This window comes from Streptomyces sp. NPDC056883, assembly GCF_042788835.1.
Classification (GTDB): Bacteria; Actinomycetota; Actinomycetes; order Streptomycetales; family Streptomycetaceae; genus Streptomyces; species Streptomyces stoeckheimensis.
In genome coordinates this window covers 299,821-315,604 of record NZ_JBHUBS010000004.1, presented here as the reverse complement: position 1 = coordinate 315,604, position 15,784 = coordinate 299,821, and the positions used below count along the sequence as shown (strand labels likewise).

Here is a 15,784-nt window from a genome sequence, read left to right as displayed (position 1 = left end):
TCCCGCGCGCGGGGATTCCGGAGGCCGGGCGGGACTGCGTAGCCTGTCCGCATGCCCCGTTATGAATTCCGCTGCCGGACCTGCGAAGACGTCTTCGAGGTCAGCCGGCCCATGGCCGAGTCCTCCGCTCCCGCCGACTGCCCCGCCGGGCACGCCGATACCGTCAAGCTGCTCTCCGTAGGCGCCGTAGCCGTCGGCGGGACCAGCGCAGCCCCCGCCGCACCCATGGGCGGTGGCGGAGGCTGCTGTGGCGGGGGCGGCTGCGGCTAGCGCTTGCGGGACAGGGTGATGCCGTCGGAGATCGCCAGCAGCACCGACTCCATGCGGGGGTCCGCCACGACGTGGTCGTTGTAGGCCTGGACCCCCGCCGCCCCGCCGGTCGCCGCCGGGTTCAGCACCTCACCGTGGTACAGCGTGTTGTCCGTGACCAGCAGGGCCCCCGGGCGCAGCCGCGGGACGAGCTCCTCCCAGTAGGCGATCTGGCTCTGCTTGTCCGCGTCCATGTACGCCATGTCGATGTGCGGCTCCGCCGGCATCGCGCGCAGCGTCTCCAGCGCGGGCGCGATCCGCAGGTCGATGCGGTCCGCGACCCCGGCCTTCGCCCAGGCCTCGCGCGCGTACGCCGTCCACTCCTCCGAGACGTCGCAGGCGATGAGGCGGCCGTCCGCCGGCATGGCCTGTGCCATCGACAGGGAGGAGAAGCCGGTGAAGGTGCCGATCTCCACGATGTGCCGCGCGCCGGTCAGCCGGACCAGGAAGGCCAGCAGCGGCCCCTGCTCCTCCGCCGACTGCATTCCGGCCGCGTCCGGGAACACCTCGTACGTCGTCGCCACCAGCCCCCGCTGGACCTCGTCCAGCGGGGGGTTGTGCGCGAGCATGTACTGGTAGAGCTCGTCTGTGATCTTGGTGCTGTTGCCCTTGGTCATGGGCCCAGTGTGCCCACGATCAGGCGGCGGGTGTGCCGAGTCGCGCCACTTCGCGGGTGAACGCGCGCACGATCTCCTCACCGGCCAGCACGCCCGCCTGCGCCAGCGCCGTGACGTGCGGCGCCGTCCAGCCCGCGTCGGCCAGCTCGCCGTGGCCCGGCCGCCAGGCCGTGTCGGCCGCGAGCAGCAGGTCCGCGTCGAGCAGCGAGTCGCCGGCGGCCAGCGTGCTCGTGGCCCCCGTGCGCTCGGCCACCTCGCGCATCGCCGCGCTCTTGGTCAGCGGCCGCGGGACGGCGTAGATCTTCCGGCCCTGGAGCGAGATGGTCCAGCCGCGCGCCTCGGCCCATTCCGTCAGCGCCTTGATCCATTCCTCCGGGACCATCGCCCGCTCCACGACCAGGTACGCGAACAGGTCCTCCGCCACCCGCGCCTTGCGCAGCCACGCCGGGTCGGCCACGGACAGCAAGTGCGCGTTCATCTCCTCCAGCGGCACGGACTCCGCGGCGAGCCGTGCCGCGACCTGGCGGCGCCAGTCCCGGTCCGGGACCCCGTCCACCAGCAGCTGGCCGCCGTTGGCGCAGATCGCGTACTTCGCCGGCCGGCCGGGGAAGCGGATGCGCTGGTACTGCTTGCGGGTCCGGGTGGTGGTCGGGACGAACACCGCTCCCGGGTCGGCCGACAGCTCGGCCAGCAGGCCCGCCGCCGTCTCGGTCATGTACGACAGCGGCTTGCTCTCGTGCACCTCCACGCACAGCAGCCGCGGGGCCACCGGGTCGGGCATGGTCAGGCCGAGCGCGGCCGTCGAGTAGATGAGCGTACGGTCGAGGTCACTGGCTACGAGGACGGTCACTTGGCGGCCACAGCCTTTCCGTCGGCGCCCGTGGCGCCGCGCGTGAAGCGGGGATGGATGAGTCCTACGCAGCTGTACGGCAGGCCGTCGACCTCTTCGACCGGCACCCCCCGCTGCTCCGCGAGGAGTCGTACGTGGTCCAGGTCGGCCCCGGCGCCGCGCTGCGCGAGGATCTTCCACGGCACCCGGCGCAGCAGCACGCGCGTGGTCTCGCCGACGCCGGGCTTGACGAGGTTGACGTCGTGGATGCCGTACTCCTCGCTGATCCGCTCCACCGCCCGCCAGCCCACCCAGGTCGGCGTGCGGTCGGCGGCGAGGAGCTCCTTGACCTCGGCGTCCACGGCCTCGGCCACCTCCTCGAAGTGCGCGGAGACGGTGTCGACGAACGCGACGGAGACATCGGCCCCGGCGAGCTCGCGGTAGAACTTCGCGCCGTGGAAATCGGCGGGCCCGACCAGGTCGGACCTGAGAACCGTACGCGAGACGAGCCCGGAAACGGTGGAATTGAGACAGGCGGAGGGGATCAGGAAGTCCTCGCGCGTGCCGTACGTCTCCACGCACGAGCCGGGGTCGGCGAGCACCACGATCTCCGGGTTGAATCCCTCGAACTCGCCCAGGGCCTCGCGCAGTTCGCGGGTGATGGCGCCCTTGCCGGTCCAGCCGTCGACGAAGACCACGTCGGCCGGGTCGTGGTGGGCGGCGAGCCAGCGCAGCGCGTTGGCGTCGATGCCGCGGCCGCGCACGATGGAGACGGCGTAGTGCGGCAGGTCCAGGCCGTGCCGGGCCTGCGCCCAGCGCCGCATGAGCACGCCCACGGGGGTGCCGGCGCGGGCCAGGGAGACGAGGACGGGGGACGGGGAGCGCTCGGCGAGGACCGTCTCGGTGACGGTGCCGACGGCGCGGGCCATCCGGGCGGCGGAGGCGGTCAGCGCGCTCTGGTAGAGCTGCTGGTACTCCGGCGACGGCTGGAACTCCACCGGCAGCGATTCCGCGTAGTGGGCGCCGCCGGCCTGGATGGCTTCCTCGCGCTCCTCGGTCGGGGCCTCCAGCTCGACGTCGGAGAGGTCCTGGAGCAGCCAGCCGACGTCCTCGGCGGCGTAGGAGGAGAAGGCGGGGCCGCGCAGTGGTTCGCCCAGGGGCCCGTGCTGGGGCTCGGTCATGATCGGCTCCTGCCGGTCGGGTACGTACGAAGGTATGACCGCCAGCAGGACCCGGCCGGTGTGCGGGGCGAGGGCCGCGAGCAGGCCGGTACGGAGCTCCGCGGTGTCCCCGGCCGAGTCCACGACGGCGACCACGGCGTCGAAGCCGGCGCCCGCGACGTTGTACGCGTACCGGTCCCCCGGCCCGTCGGCCGGGGCGTCGTGGGCGGGGAAGACCAGCCGGGTACGGATGGCGTAGCCGGGGTCGTCCACGGCGAGCACCGGCGAGCGGGTGGTGGTGGAGAAGCGCACCTCGGCCGGCGCTGCCGCCGCGCCGGACGCCTCCAGGGCCTGCGCGAGGCGCAGCGGGGCGTACATCAGCTCCTCGTTGCCGAGTACGAGGACCCTCTCGGGGGTCCCGCCGAGCGCGGCCCTGAGCCGGTCAGCCATGCCTGGCAGGGCGGCCTCCAGTGCTGCGCGGTGCGCGGGGGTGAAGCCGTGGCGTCCGCCGTCGGGTATCCCGGCGGGCCAGCCCAGTTCCACGCGGATGGTCGGGTGCGGGTCGTCTGCCGGGGCGCCGCCCCGGACCCCGCTGCTCAAACGCCGCAGGGGCTGATTTTGCCCACCCCCGGGCTGCGATTCGCCGGCCCCGGGCTGGGATGCGGCAGCAGCGGAGGGAGCCGCAGCGGAAGCTCGAGCAGCGGCCTCCGCCTCGTACTGCTCCACCAGGGCCTGCCCCTTCTCCAGGACCCCCTCCGGGAGGGAGACCGTGCCCGAGGCCAGGGATATGAGGTCCACGCGGGCCTCCAGCCCCTCCGCGAAGGCGGCCAGACGGTCGCGGTCGGCCTCCGAGCGCATGTCGACCAGGGCGACGACCACGTAGTGGCCGCGCGGGTGGCGGGCGTGGAGGTCGGCGATGGTGTTCAGGACGGTGTTGCCGGTGGAGAACTCGTCGTCGACGAGGACCAGCGGGCCCGAGCCCGCCAGCAGCTTCGGGTCCTCGGGCAGCAGCAGGTGCGAGGTGGCGTGCGAGTGGGCCTCCTCGAAGCCGCCCGCGGCCTCCACGCCGGGCACGGGGCGGCGGGTGGAGTGCAGGTACGGGGCGCCGCCCAGGCCGTCGGCCACGCAGTGGCCCAGCCCGGTCGCGGTCTCCGCGTATCCCAGGACCACCGCCGAGGCCGCCTCCGCGTCGCCCAGCAGCTCCCGGACCCGCTCGCCGAGCCCGTACCCGGCGGCGTACACGGCCGCCGGGGACTGCGGGACGTGCTTTCCCAGCACCCGCGACACGAGCAGGTGCGCCCGCTTGGGGTTGCGCCGCAGCGCCAGCCCGAGGAGCTCTTCCAGCGCCGGCCCGCCGGTTCCGGTACCCGTCCCGTCCTCCAGGCTCACGCCCAGCCGGTCCGCGACCCACGTTCCCGACCACACCGCTTCGATCGTCTTGCCCTTCTTCGCAGTCAACGGCCCGCTCACACCTGGAGCCCGGCCGTGAGGAGATCGACGAAGCCGACCTCCTCCTTCGCCACACCGAAGACCTCGGCGCGCAGCATGGTGCGCTCGGCCCAGGCCCGGTGGGGCTTCACCTCGTTCATCTTGTTCGTGTAGGCGGAACGCATCACTCCGCCGCCTCCGCGCTCGGGGCGCAGGATGTCTTGAGCATCGCTGAACTCCTCGTGCGACACCACCGAGAGCGCGTGGACCGGGGTGACGTGGGCGGGGTGGATGCAGGTCTTGCCCAGCAGCCCGTTGGCCCGGTCGAGCTCGATCTCGCGCAGCAGCCCGTCCAGGTCGTGCTCGATCAGCGCGGTGCGCAGCTCCTCGACGCCCTCCTCCAGGAAGGGGCTGCGGCGCAGCTGCGGCTTGAAGAGGCGCTGCTGGCTGCGGAAGTACTCCCACACGGGCCCGGTGACGGTGAAGCCGGTGCCGTCGGCGCGGCTGAGCACGTTGACCACGTCGGCGATCACCCCGGCGACGATCTGGACGTCGTAGGCGGTCATGTCGGGGGTGCGGCGCAGCCCGTAGGCGGAGCAGAAGTCGGTCACGCCGAGGCGGAGCGCCAGGACCCGCTCGCGGTACTTGTTGACCGTGCGGGAGATCCCGGCGAGGGCCTCGACCCGGGTCTCCAGGTGGAGCAGCTCGGGGGTCTCCAGGACGGGCATCGCGTACAGCCGGGGCAGGCCGCTCGCGGCTTCCGCCTGCGCGACGGCGTCGAGGAAGGCGATCCCCCGGCTCTCGCTGAACTTGGGGAGCACGAATCCGGCCAGTCGCGCCGCCGAGCCGCCGAGCCGGTGCACGAGGTCGGGGATCTGCTCGGGTTCCCGGACGCGGATGAAGAGCAGCGGGAGCTCCGCCGGGTCCTCGTGGAGGGCGGCGAACTGCCGGACGAGGTTCTCCTCGCCCCCCACGACGTCCGCGTCGCTGATGGAATCCTCCAGGCAGAGGACCATGGAGACGACCCCGAGACCGGCCTGCTTGCGGATGTCACGGGCGAGCTGGGGACGGGTGGCCGGGCTGTAGAGCGTGGCTCCCAGCGCGGCCGCGAGCGTGGCGGCGGGAGAGGCGGCGGTGAACTCTGCCGGCTCCTGGTGGAAGAGGTCCTTGCGGACAGTGGGCGAAATATGCCCGAAGTGACGCATGTGCTTCCCCCGTACAGGCTCGGCGGCCGATCTGGCATGGCCGGTAATAGTACGTACGAACGTGAGTCAAAAATTCCTCAAGCACATGAAATCCAGGTAACCCTCTTGCACCATGCCCAGGTCTCGCGATCCGGACAAGGTCTACGGGGGGCCGCATTGTCCCGGTCCCGCCCGGGAGGGCAGGATGACCGGCATGACGCACGCGATGCAGAAGGGCTCCAACATCCCCGTGGCCGCCTTGGCGGTCCGCGCGGTGCTGCGCTGGACCGCGGGGCCCGACGTACCCGACGTGGACGCCTCGGCGCTGCTCGTGGGGGCGGACGGGCGCGTGCGCTCGGACGAGGACTTCGTCTTCTACAACCAGCCCCGGCACCCCTCAGGGGCCGTCTGGCGGCTCGGGAAGAAGCAGATCGGCGACGGGATCACCGACGCCGTCCAGGCCGACCTGCGGGCCGTCACCCCGGCCGTGGACCGGATCCTCGTCGTCGCCTCAGCCGAGGACGTCCCCTTCGAGCGGGTCCACGACCTGCGGATCCTCCTCTACGACGCCACCGCGGCCGGCGGCTCCGAACCGCTGGCCTACTTCGACGTGCGGCCGGAGACGGGCGCCGAGACGGCGCTGATCTGCGGCGAGCTGTACCGGCGGGCCGATGCCTGGAAGTTCCGTGCGCTCGGCGAGGGCTACTCCAACGGGCTCGTCGGCCTGGCCACCGACCACGGGATCTCCGTGGACGAGAACGCCCCCGAGGCCCAGGAACAGGGCCAGGGGCAGGTCCAGGGGCAGTCCCCGTCGGTCTCCCCCGCGACCCCGGCGCCGCCCACCCAGGCCCCGCCGGTCGCCCAGCCCGCATACGGCTACCCGCAGCCGGTGGCCCAGGCCCCGGTGCCGGCTCCGGGCGGGGACCCGTCCTTCAGGCTGCCGGCGCAGGGCCCGCAGTTCATCCGCCGGTGAGCGGCGGCCGGGCCGGGCCGGCCGTGCGGACCGAGCGGCCCGGCCGGCCCCGTCAGGTCTTGGTCTTGTAGCCCCGGCCCCACTGGAGGCCCCACCCGTACAGCCGGTCCAGCTCGGCCTGGAACCCGTACACGAAGGTGACCTCGCGCCGCACGATCAGCTCTCCCTTGACGTTCTCCAGGGAGACGACCGCGCAGGAGCGGGCGTGCGGGTGGCGCTCCTCCAGGGGGATCTCGATGCGCGGACCGGTGATCGGGTAGAGGGTGACCAGGGCGTGCGTCCGGTCGAAGGCCGGGGTCTGGTCGTAGATGTAGACGAAGACCAGCAGCCGTTTGATCTCCTCGGCGTGGTCGAGATTGACGAAGATCGTCTCGCCGGAGGGCGCCCCGAACCGGTCGTCCCCGCTGAGCTTCACGTACGGCGGGCTGTTGATGTCCCCGTGCAGGTTCCCCAGCGGCTGGACGACGCCCCGGGTTCCGTCGGTCAGTTCGTAGAGGCAGCCGATGTCGAGGTCGACATTGACCATGCCCTGGGTGTGCGCCTGCACCATGTCCGGCTTGAACAGCTTGAACGGATGCCGGAAGAGCTGCCCGCTCTGGCCGGCGCTGCGGCCGCCTATGTCCGAGGTGCGCATCCGCCAGGAGAGGTTCACGCGCAGATTGCCGTGCACCGCCCCCTGTTTGGTGAGCGACACCGTCGGATGGCGTTTGGTCAGCTCGATCGCGTTCGACGAGGCACTGCCCGACTGGAACTGCGTACCGCGGCTGCCCCTGATGCCGTCGAAGAATCCCATCCCCACAACCCCCCTTGTCCCTTGGCGCGCTCGGCCCCCTGCCGGCACGCCGATGTCCCGACATGCGGACGGGGCGGTCCGGTGGGTCCGTGGACCCGCCGGACCGCCCCGCACTTGAGCGTTCCGCATTACCGCCGCGATCATGCCTCGGCGGTGGAACCCTCCAGTTCCAGGCGCTTGTTGCGGCGCACCGAGGACCAGAAGGACCAGGCGATCAGCACGACGCCGACGAGACCGGTGATGACCTCGTTGATCTCGTGCTGGATGGTGACGAGCAGGATGACGGCGAGCGCGCCGATGGCGTAGTGCGCGCCGTGCTCCAGGTAGACGTAGTCGTCGAGGGTGCCCTGGCGGACCAGGTAGACCGTGAGCGACCGGACGTACATGGCACCGATGCCGAGGCCGAGGGCCATGAGCACGATGTCGTTGGTGATGGCGAAGGCGCCGATGACCCCGTCGAAGGAGAAGGAGGCGTCGAGGACTTCGAGGTAGAGGAACATGAAGAACGCGGCCTTGCCGGCCATGGCGACGGCCGTCACCGGCTTGCCGGACTTCTTGGCGGCTTCCTCCGCCTCGTGCTCGGCCTCTTCCTCCTCTTCGAGCTTGTTCTCGAAGTAGCCCGAGAGACCGCCGACGACCATGTAGGTGATCAGGCCGAGGACGCCCGAGATCAGGACGGTCTGGGCCTTGTCCACGTGGGCGCCGCCGTGCTGGTGGGCCTGGGTGGCGAAGGTCATCGCGGTGATGACGAGAACGATCAGCGCGATGCACGCGGACAGCATGTCGATCTTGCCGAGCTTCGCCAGCGGGCGCTCCAGCCAGGCGAGCCACTTGATGTCACGGTCCTCGAAGATGAAGTCGAGGAAGATCATCAGCAGGAACATGCCACCGAAGGCGGCGATGGCCGGGTGGGCGTCCGTGACCAGTTGCTGGTACTGGTTCTTGTCGGTGAGGGCCAGGTTGACCGCGTCGATGGGTCCGATCTTGGCACTGATGGCGACGATGACGACGGGGAAGACCAGCCGCATGCCGAAGACGGCGATCAGAACACCGATCGTGAGGAAGATCTTCTGCCAGAAGGCATTCATCTTCTTCAGGATCCCGGCGTTGACCACCGCATTGTCGAAGGACAGCGAGATCTCAAGGATGGACAGGATCGCGACGATCCCGAGCGCCTCCCAGTTCCCGTAGAGCAGCGCCACAACCAGTCCGAGCGCAGTGACTGCGAACGACCAGCCGAAGGTTTTCAGAACCACTGGCATCCCATCGTGTTGTACGGCTTTACGAAACGTTGACCCCGAAGTCTAGAGCGATGCCGCGGAGCCCCGACGCGTACCCCTGCCCCACTGCACGGAACTTCCATTCGCCGCCGTACCGGTAGACCTCGCCGAAGATCATCGCGGTCTCGCTGGAGGCGTCCTCGGAAAGGTCGTAGCGGGCGAGTTCCTGTCCGTCCGCCTCGTTCACCACGCGGATGAAGGCATTGCTGACCTGGCCGAAGCTCTGCCTGCGGGCCTCGGCCTCGTGGATCGAGACGGGAAAGACGATCTTGTCCACGCCGGCCGGGACCTTGCTGAGGTCGACGATGATCGACTCGTCGTCGCCTTCACCCTCGCCGGTGAGGTTGTCCCCCGTGTGTTCGACGGAGCCCTCGGGGCTCTTCAGGTTGTTGTAGAAGACGAAGTACTCGTCCCCGAGCACCCGGCCGTTGCTGCACAGCAGTGCGCTGGCGTCGAGGTCGAAGTCGGCGCCCGTGGTCGAGCGCGCGTCCCATCCGAGGCCGATCAGAACCCGGGTGAGGTTCGGTGCGGCTTTGGAGAGGGAGACATTGCCCCCCTTGGCGAGTGTGACGCCCATGTTGTGGTCCTCCCCGGACGACGATGGCGATGTGGCGAAGCGGCGGTGCGGCCGTACGGCGGTGTGACGGTACGCGGTACGGCGGTGTGACGGTACGGCGGGTGTGGCCGTAAAGCCGGTCCGGCGCCGTACACACGAGTGCACGGCGCCGGACGGATGGAACGACTGCTCTGGGGGAGCAGGCTCAGACGTTGACGCCGAAGTCCTGCGCGATGCCGCGCAGGCCCGAGGCGTAGCCCTGGCCGATGGCGCGGAACTTCCACTCCGCACCGTTGCGGTAGAGCTCGCCGAAGACCATGGCGGTCTCCGTCGAGGCGTCCTCCGACAGGTCGTAGCGGGCGAGCTCGGCGTTGTCGGCCTGGTTCACGACGCGGATGTACGCGTTGCGGACCTGGCCGAAGCTCTGCTGGCGGCTCTCGGCCTCGTAGATCGAGACCGGGAAGACGATCTTGGCCACGTCGGCGGGCACGCCGGCGAGGTTGACCTTGATCGCCTCGTCGTCGCCCTCGCCCTCACCGGTGGTGTTGTCACCGGTGTGCTCGACCGAGCCGTCGGGGCTCTTCAGGTTGTTGAAGAAGACGAAGTTCGCGTCGCTGGCGACCTTGCCCTGGTCGTTGGTCAGGATCGCGCTGGCGTCGAGGTCGAAGTCGACACCGGTGGTGGTGCGAGCGTCCCAGCCCAGTCCGACGATGACCGCCGTCAGGTTCGGCGCGGCCTTGGTCAGCGAGACGTTGCCGCCCTTGCTGAGGCTGACTCCCACGGGTCCTCCATAAGGTTTTGTGTGGGGCGGGGCCCCGTCGTGCGGTTGCTACCGGATCAACGTTTCGATCCTAGTGACGGGTTCCCGCCTGTACGGGCTTATTCCAGGCGAACGGGCCCGCGTGCCTGTCGGCACCGTGCCCACGAGCCTGCGGCACGGACTCAGAGGCTGTCGAGGGCCTTGATGTACTCGTTCAGGTCACGGGCGTCGGGCAGCCCGTTGACGACGCTCCAGCGCACGATGCCGTCGCGGTCGATGACGAAGGTGCCGCGCACCGCGCAGCCCTTCTCCTCGTCGAAGACCCCGTAGGCGCGGGAGGCCTCCCCGTGCGGCCAGAAGTCCGACAGCAGGGGGTACTCCAGCCCCTCCTGCTCGCCGAAGACGCGCAGGGTCGGTACGGAGTCGTTGGAGACCGCCAGGAGCTGCACGTCGTCGTTCTGGAAGCGCGGCAGCTGGTCGCGCAGCTCGCAGAGTTCGCCGGTGCAGACGCCGGTGAAGGCGAAGGGGTAGAAGAGCAGCACGACGGCCTTCTCCCCCCGGAAGTCGGAGAGCCGCACGACCCTGCCGTGGTTGTCCTTGAGCTCGAAGTCCGGGGCCTTGCTGCCGACCTCGATCGCCATCTGTCGCATCCCTTCGTCCCGCATCCCTGCGTTGGGCTGTTCGGGTGATCTCACCTTATGGGTCCTGCGCGCGTCCGGCTCCGGCCCGCCCGCGAAACGCACACACCCCGCCCACCGGGAAGCTTCCGGCGGGCGGGGTGCGTGTGTCCGCATGACTGCGGGGCGCGGCTCAGCGCTTGGACTTGGCCGTCTTCGGAGTCGCCAGCTTGGTGGCGGTCCACTCCTTGCCGACGGGGAGACCCTTCGCCAGCGAGAGGCCGGCCGTCTCGGCGGCCTCGCTGATGTCGCTGGCCTCGACGAAACCGTCCTTGCCGGTCTTGGGGGTCACCAGCAGGATCAGTGCGCCGTCCTCGACCAGCTCGGTCGCATCGACCAGGGCGTCCGTCAGGTCGCCGTCGTCCTCCCGGAACCACAGCAGAACCGCGTCTGCGACATCGTCGTAGTCCTCATCGACGAGTTCGGTGACGTGATCCTCTACGGCATCACGGAATTCCTGATCGACGTCGTCGTCGTAGCCGATCTCCTGGACCACCTGTTCGGACTGGAAACCCAGCCTGGCGGCCAGGTTCTCCGCGTGGTCCGCGGTCGCGCTCACGGGGTGCCTCCTGCTCATGTTCGGTGAATGTTCTTCGGCGGCGCGCGTACGCGCAGCATTGGGCGTAGTCCACACGGGCGCGGCGGATCGCGCAAGTACCCGGCCGCCGGGACCGTCGAAACGGTGACGATTGCGGCCGTCTCGCCGCAACTTTCAGCCCTTCCGCATGTACCCCTGGTGATTCATCCCACACCATTCCACCTCATTCGGCACGCCCCCGGGACTTTCGCACCTGTTTGAGGGACGAACGGCCTTGCGAAGGGGGTGATCGACATGGGCGTAAGGTTGCGGTTTGGGCGTTGTCGTCGCCACAGCCAGCAGAATCCCGCCACCTCCAGGGATTACCCAACGGTAAAGATGACGATTTCTGCCGAGCGTAAGACCATGGGAGGCGGCGAGACTCAAGGCACGACTCCCCCGACAGCGAAGGAACAGCGTGGCTTCCGCATCCGATCGCAATCCGATCATCATTGGTGGCCTGCCGAGTCAGGTACCGGACTTCGATCCGGAAGAGACGCAGGAGTGGCTCGACTCCCTGGACGCGGCCGTCGACGAGCGGGGCCGTGAGCGCGCCCGCTACCTGATGCTGCGGCTGATGGAGCGCGCCCGCGAGAAGCGCGTGGCCGTGCCCGAGATGCGCTCCACGGACTACGTCAACACCATCGCCACCAAGGACGAGCCCTTCTTCCCCGGCAACGAGGAGATCGAGCGCAAGGTCCTCAACGCCACCCGGTGGAACGCGGCCGTCATGGTCTCGCGCGCCCAGCGTCCCGGGATCGGCGTCGGCGGTCACATCGCCACCTTCGCCTCCTCCGCCTCCCTCTACGACGTGGGCTTCAACCACTTCTTCCGGGGCAAGGACGAGGGCGACGGCGGCGACCAGATCTTCTTCCAGGGCCACGCCTCGCCCGGCATCTACGCCCGCGCCTACCTCCTGGACCGGCTCTCCGAGCAGCAGCTCGACGCGTTCCGCCAGGAGAAGTCGAAGGCCCCGTACGGCCTCTCCAGCTACCCGCACCCGCGGCTCATGCCGGACTTCTGGGAGTTCCCGACCGTCTCGATGGGCCTCGGCCCGCTCGGTGCGATCTACCAGGCCCGGATGAACCGGTACATGGAGGCCCGCGGGATCGCGGACACCTCCAAGTCACACGTTTGGGCGTACCTGGGTGACGGCGAGATGGACGAGCCCGAGTCCCTCGGCCAGCTCTCCATCGCGGCCCGCGAACACCTCGACAACCTGACCTTCGTCGTCAACTGCAACCTCCAGCGCCTCGACGGCCCGGTCCGCGGCAACGGCAAGATCATGCAGGAGCTGGAGTCGCAGTTCCGCGGCGCCGGCTGGAACGTCATCAAGCTGATCTGGGACCGCTCCTGGGACCCGCTGCTGGCCCAGGACCGCGACGGCATCCTGGTCAACAAGCTGAACACCACCCCGGACGGCCAGTTCCAGACGTACGCCACCGAGACGGGCGCGTACATCCGCGACCACTTCTTCGGCGGCGACCACCGGCTGCGGGCCATGGTCGAGAACATGACCGACCAGCAGATCCAGCACCTGGGCCGCGGCGGTCACGACCACAAGAAGGTCTACGCGGCGTACGCGGCGGCCAAGGCCCACAAGGGCCAGCCGACGGTGATCCTGGCGCAGACGGTCAAGGGCTGGACCCTCGGCCCGAACTTCGAGGGCCGCAACGCGACCCACCAGATGAAGAAGCTGACGGCCGACGACCTCAAGCGCTTCCGCGACCGCCTGCACATCCCGATCACGGACGCCCAGCTGGAGGACGGCGCGCCGCCGTACTACCACCCGGGCCGCAACTCCCCCGAGATCCAGTACATGCACGACCGCCGCAGCGCGCTCGGCGGCTACGTGCCGACCCGCGTGGTGCGCGCGAAGCCGCTCCAGCTGCCGGGCGACGCCACCTACGCGGCGGCCAAGAAGGGCTCGGGCCAGCAGTCGATCGCCACCACCATGGCCTTCGTCCGCATCCTGAAGGACCTGATGCGGGACAAGGAGATCGGCAAGCGCTTCGTGCTGATCGCCCCCGACGAGTACCGCACCTTCGGCATGGACGCGTTCTTCCCGAGCGCCAAGATCTACAACCCGCTGGGCCAGCAGTACGAGGCGGTCGACCGCGACCTGCTGCTCGCGTACAAGGAGTCGCCGACCGGCCAGATGCTGCACGACGGCATCTCGGAGGCGGGCTGCACGGCTTCGCTGATCGCCGCGGGTTCGGCGTACGCGACGCACGGCGAGCCGCTGATCCCGGTCTACGTCTTCTACTCGATGTTCGGATTCCAGCGCACGGGTGACCAGTTCTGGCAGATGGCCGACCAGCTGGCGCGCGGTTTCGTCCTCGGTGCGACCGCCGGCCGGACCACCCTGACGGGTGAGGGCCTGCAGCACGCCGACGGCCACTCCCAGCTGCTGGCCTCGACGAACCCGGGCTGCGTGGCGTACGACCCGGCGTACGGGTACGAGATCGCGCACATCGTCAAGGACGGTCTGCGGCGCATGTACGGCCCCGACGCCGAGGACGTCTTCTACTACCTGACGGTCTACAACGAGCCCATCCAGCACCCGGCCGAGCCGGCCGGCGTGGACGTGGACGGGATCCTCAAGGGCATCCACCGGGTCTCCCAGGGCACCGCGGGAGCCGTCGGGGCGCAGATCATGGCCTCGGGCGTGGCGGTTCCGTGGGCGCTGGAGGCGCAGCGGATCCTCGCCGAGGAGTGGAACGTCAGGGCGGACGTCTGGTCGGCGACCTCCTGGAACGAGCTGCGCCGCGAGGCCGTCGCCGTGGAGGAGCACAACCTGCTCCACCCGGAGGAGGAGCAGCGCGTCCCCTACGTGACGACCAAGCTGTCCGGCGCGGAGGGTCCGTTCGTGGCCGTCTCCGACTGGATGCGGGCGGTCCCGGACCAGATCTCGCGCTGGGTGCCCGGCACGTACACCTCGCTGGGCGCGGACGGCTTCGGCTTCGCGGACACGCGGGGCGCGGCCCGGCGCTTCTTCCACATCGACGCGCAGTCGGTGGTCCTCTCGGTGCTGACCGAGCTGGCCAAGGAAGGCAAGATCGACCGCTCGGCGCTGAAGCAGGCGATCGACCGGTACCAGCTGCTGGACGTCCGGGCGGCCGACCCGGGCGCGGCCGGGGGCGACGCGTAGCCGTCACTCGTCCGTGAGGGGCGCCGGGACACCTGTCCCGGCGCCCCTTACGCGTTCTTTACGATGCTCCGCATGAAGCAACCCTCCCCCCAGGCCCGGTGGGAACGCCGGACGCAGACGCCGCTGCTGGTGCTCGCCCTGGGATTCGCCGTGGCCTACGCGGTGCCGATCGTCCTGCCCGACGCGAGCCCGGCGGTGCACGCCGCCTGCAAGCACGCCGAGTGGGTGGTGTGGGCCGCCTTCGCCGCCGACTACCTGATGCGGCTGGGCCTGGCGCACTCGAAGAGGGCCTTCGTCCGGAGCCACTGGCTGGACCTGGCGGCGGTGGTGCTGCCGATGATCCAGCCGCTGCGGCTGCTGCGGGTGGTGTCCACCCTGATGCTGGTGGGCCGGCGGGCCCGGATGGCCCCGCAGATCCGGCTCACCACCTACGTGGCGGGTTCGGTGGTCGGGCTGCTGATGTTCGGCTCGCTGGCGGTGCTGAGCGTGGAGCGGGACGCCCCCGACGGCAACATCAAGAACCTCGGGGACGCGCTGTGGTGGTCGGTGACCACGATGACGACGGTCGGGTACGGGGACCACTCCCCCACCACCGGACTCGGACGGCTGCTGGCGGTGGGGCTGATGCTGTCCGGGATCGCGCTGCTGGGTGTGGTGACCGCCAACATCGCGGCCTGGTTCATCTCCCGCTTCGAGCGCGACGACCTGGTGGAGCTCGCCCAGACGGCGGCGATCACCGAACTGACGGCGGAGGTACGGGCGCTGCGTGCCGAGGTCGCCCGCCTCGGCGGGGCGGCTCCCGCGGGGGCGACCGGGGCGGGGGTTCCCGCACCGGTCGCGCCCGAGGGCGGCGCCGCCGTCAGCGCTCCCACACCTTGAACGCCCTGACCTGGTAGGGCGACTGGGGCAGCCACACCCCGTCGCCCGGGTAGGTCTGGAACTCGCCGGTCTCGGCGCACTCGGCCGACTGGTAGGTGGTGACCGGGCGGCCGGTCCGGTTCGTGAGGGACTGGGCGGTGGTCCCGGCGGGCAGGGCGGTGCAGCTGTTGATGTCGAGGGTGCTGAGCTCGTGGGTCGTGCGGGCGCCCTTGAACTCCGGCTTGGCCCACAGGCACAGCTGCCCGGTGGCGCAGGCCCCGAGCACCGGCGGCCCGGCGGCCCGGCCCTTCGTCCGGCCCTTCGCCTGCCCCTTCGCCCGCCCGGAGGCCCGTACCGGAGCCGGGGCGTCGGCCCGGGCCCGTACCGGCGTCTGCGCCTGCGCCTGGGCAGGGGTCAGGCCCGGGGCGCGGCTCGCGGCGTGGGCGGATTCCGCGGTGGTCGGGATCAGCAGGGTGGCGGCGAGGACGGTGGCCGCGGCGGCGGTGCGCCCGGAGAAACCGGAGAAAGTAGTGCTCCACGTACGCATGACGGGTCAACTCCTGGTGGACGTACGGGCCCCGGACCGTTTCCGGAGCTCCGTCTGCACCACGCTGACCTGCGCGGACGGGCCT

The 15,784-nt window shown here is 70.3% G+C and carries 15 protein-coding genes; 4 read left to right on the top strand and 11 right to left on the bottom strand.

The features are described 5' to 3' along the window. The first annotated feature begins 51 nt into the window (after nt 1–51). A complete protein-coding gene (locus ACFRU2_RS13330) occupies nt 52–270 on the top strand; it encodes a zinc ribbon domain-containing protein (RefSeq protein ID WP_382971481.1) in 219 nt (72 codons plus the stop codon). On the opposite strand, the gene ACFRU2_RS13325 is transcribed toward ACFRU2_RS13330, so the two are convergent. From ACFRU2_RS13325 to ACFRU2_RS13310, 4 genes are read right to left on the bottom strand one after another with little or no spacing between them, the layout of a single operon-like run. Next, nucleotides 267–926, bottom strand: coding sequence for an O-methyltransferase (locus ACFRU2_RS13325; protein ID WP_375955864.1), 660 nt, complete (start codon nt 924–926; stop codon nt 267–269). The genes ACFRU2_RS13330 and ACFRU2_RS13325 overlap by 4 nt on opposite strands. Nucleotides 927–945: 19 nt before the next feature. Beyond that, nucleotides 946–1,776 (bottom strand): HAD family hydrolase, encoded by an 831-nt coding sequence (locus ACFRU2_RS13320; protein WP_382971479.1) that lies wholly within the window; start codon nt 1,774–1,776, stop codon nt 946–948. Further along, entirely contained in the window at nt 1,773–4,349 is a 2,577-nt protein-coding gene (locus ACFRU2_RS13315) for a phosphoribosyltransferase (RefSeq protein ID WP_382971901.1), read from the bottom strand. Before ACFRU2_RS13315 ends, ACFRU2_RS13320 begins: the two co-directional genes overlap by 4 nt. Before the next feature lie 32 nt (nt 4,350–4,381). Then, on the bottom strand, nt 4,382–5,548 hold the full coding sequence (locus tag ACFRU2_RS13310) for an HpcH/HpaI aldolase/citrate lyase family protein (RefSeq protein ID WP_250745557.1): 1,167 nt from the start codon (nt 5,546–5,548) through the stop codon (nt 4,382–4,384). A gap of 193 nt (nt 5,549–5,741) precedes the next feature. Between ACFRU2_RS13310 and ACFRU2_RS13305 the strand changes: the two genes are divergently transcribed. Next, on the top strand, nt 5,742–6,500 hold the full coding sequence (locus tag ACFRU2_RS13305) for a TerD family protein (RefSeq protein WP_382971899.1): 759 nt from the start codon (nt 5,742–5,744) through the stop codon (nt 6,498–6,500). 52 nt (nt 6,501–6,552) lie between these two features. Here the strand turns inward: ACFRU2_RS13305 and ACFRU2_RS13300 are convergent, their stop codons facing one another. The 6 genes from ACFRU2_RS13300 to ACFRU2_RS13275 all read right to left on the bottom strand — a co-directional run bounded on the left by ACFRU2_RS13300 (nt 6,553) and on the right by ACFRU2_RS13275 (nt 11,125). Beyond that, entirely contained in the window at nt 6,553–7,293 is a 741-nt protein-coding gene (locus ACFRU2_RS13300; RefSeq protein WP_250745558.1) for a Tellurium resistance, read from the bottom strand. Between the two features lie 140 nt (nt 7,294–7,433). Further along, nucleotides 7,434–8,549 carry a DUF475 domain-containing protein gene (locus ACFRU2_RS13295; protein ID WP_382971897.1) on the bottom strand — a complete coding sequence of 372 codons (1,116 nt, stop codon included), beginning with the start codon at nt 8,547–8,549 and terminating at the stop codon, nt 7,434–7,436. 25 nt (nt 8,550–8,574) lie between these two features. After that, complete coding sequence (locus ACFRU2_RS13290; protein WP_250745559.1) at nt 8,575–9,150, bottom strand: TerD family protein; 576 nt, start codon at nt 9,148–9,150, stop codon at nt 8,575–8,577. 184 nt (nt 9,151–9,334) lie between these two features. Next, nucleotides 9,335–9,910, bottom strand: a complete 576-nt coding sequence (locus ACFRU2_RS13285) for a TerD family protein (protein WP_112446263.1) — start codon at nt 9,908–9,910, stop codon at nt 9,335–9,337. Between the two features lie 161 nt (nt 9,911–10,071). Continuing rightward, nucleotides 10,072–10,530, bottom strand: coding sequence for a peroxiredoxin (locus tag ACFRU2_RS13280; protein ID WP_250745560.1), 459 nt, complete (start codon nt 10,528–10,530; stop codon nt 10,072–10,074). Nucleotides 10,531–10,699: 169 nt separating this feature from the next. Then, nucleotides 10,700–11,125: a DUF3052 domain-containing protein gene (locus ACFRU2_RS13275; RefSeq protein WP_243329420.1), complete on the bottom strand. Its 426-nt coding sequence runs from the start codon at nt 11,123–11,125 to the stop codon at nt 10,700–10,702. A gap of 436 nt (nt 11,126–11,561) precedes the next feature. On the opposite strand from ACFRU2_RS13275, the gene aceE reads away from it, so the two are divergent. Both aceE and ACFRU2_RS13265 read left to right on the top strand, forming a co-directional pair. Then, nucleotides 11,562–14,294, top strand: coding sequence for a pyruvate dehydrogenase (acetyl-transferring), homodimeric type (aceE, locus tag ACFRU2_RS13270; RefSeq protein ID WP_382971476.1), 2,733 nt, complete (start codon nt 11,562–11,564; stop codon nt 14,292–14,294). Nucleotides 14,295–14,366: 72 nt separating this feature from the next. Continuing rightward, complete coding sequence (locus tag ACFRU2_RS13265; RefSeq protein ID WP_382971475.1) at nt 14,367–15,173, top strand: potassium channel family protein; 807 nt, start codon at nt 14,367–14,369, stop codon at nt 15,171–15,173. Here the strand turns inward: ACFRU2_RS13265 and ACFRU2_RS13260 are convergent. Next, nucleotides 15,154–15,699 (bottom strand): peptidase inhibitor family I36 protein, encoded by a 546-nt coding sequence (locus ACFRU2_RS13260; RefSeq protein ID WP_382971473.1) that lies wholly within the window; start codon nt 15,697–15,699, stop codon nt 15,154–15,156. The genes ACFRU2_RS13265 and ACFRU2_RS13260 overlap by 20 nt on opposite strands. Nucleotides 15,700–15,784 lie beyond the last annotated feature (85 nt).

What these genes read in the sequence shown, in the direction of transcription:
- ACFRU2_RS13330 (WP_382971481.1), top strand. Translation starts at nt 52, where the DNA reads ATGCCCCGTTATGAATTCCGCTGCCGGACCTGCGAAGACGTCTTCGAG.
- ACFRU2_RS13325 (WP_375955864.1), bottom strand. Translation starts at nt 926, where the DNA reads ATGACCAAGGGCAACAGCACCAAGATCACAGACGAGCTCTACCAGTAC.
- ACFRU2_RS13310 (WP_250745557.1), bottom strand. Translation starts at nt 5,548, where the DNA reads ATGCGTCACTTCGGGCATATTTCGCCCACTGTCCGCAAGGACCTCTTC.
- ACFRU2_RS13305 (WP_382971899.1), top strand. Translation starts at nt 5,742, where the DNA reads ATGACGCACGCGATGCAGAAGGGCTCCAACATCCCCGTGGCCGCCTTG.
- ACFRU2_RS13300 (WP_250745558.1), bottom strand. Translation starts at nt 7,293, where the DNA reads ATGGGATTCTTCGACGGCATCAGGGGCAGCCGCGGTACGCAGTTCCAG.
- ACFRU2_RS13290 (WP_250745559.1), bottom strand. Translation starts at nt 9,150, where the DNA reads ATGGGCGTCACACTCGCCAAGGGGGGCAATGTCTCCCTCTCCAAAGCC.
- ACFRU2_RS13280 (WP_250745560.1), bottom strand. Translation starts at nt 10,530, where the DNA reads ATGGCGATCGAGGTCGGCAGCAAGGCCCCGGACTTCGAGCTCAAGGAC.
- ACFRU2_RS13265 (WP_382971475.1), top strand. Translation starts at nt 14,367, where the DNA reads ATGAAGCAACCCTCCCCCCAGGCCCGGTGGGAACGCCGGACGCAGACG.
- ACFRU2_RS13260 (WP_382971473.1), bottom strand. Translation starts at nt 15,699, where the DNA reads ATGCGTACGTGGAGCACTACTTTCTCCGGTTTCTCCGGGCGCACCGCC.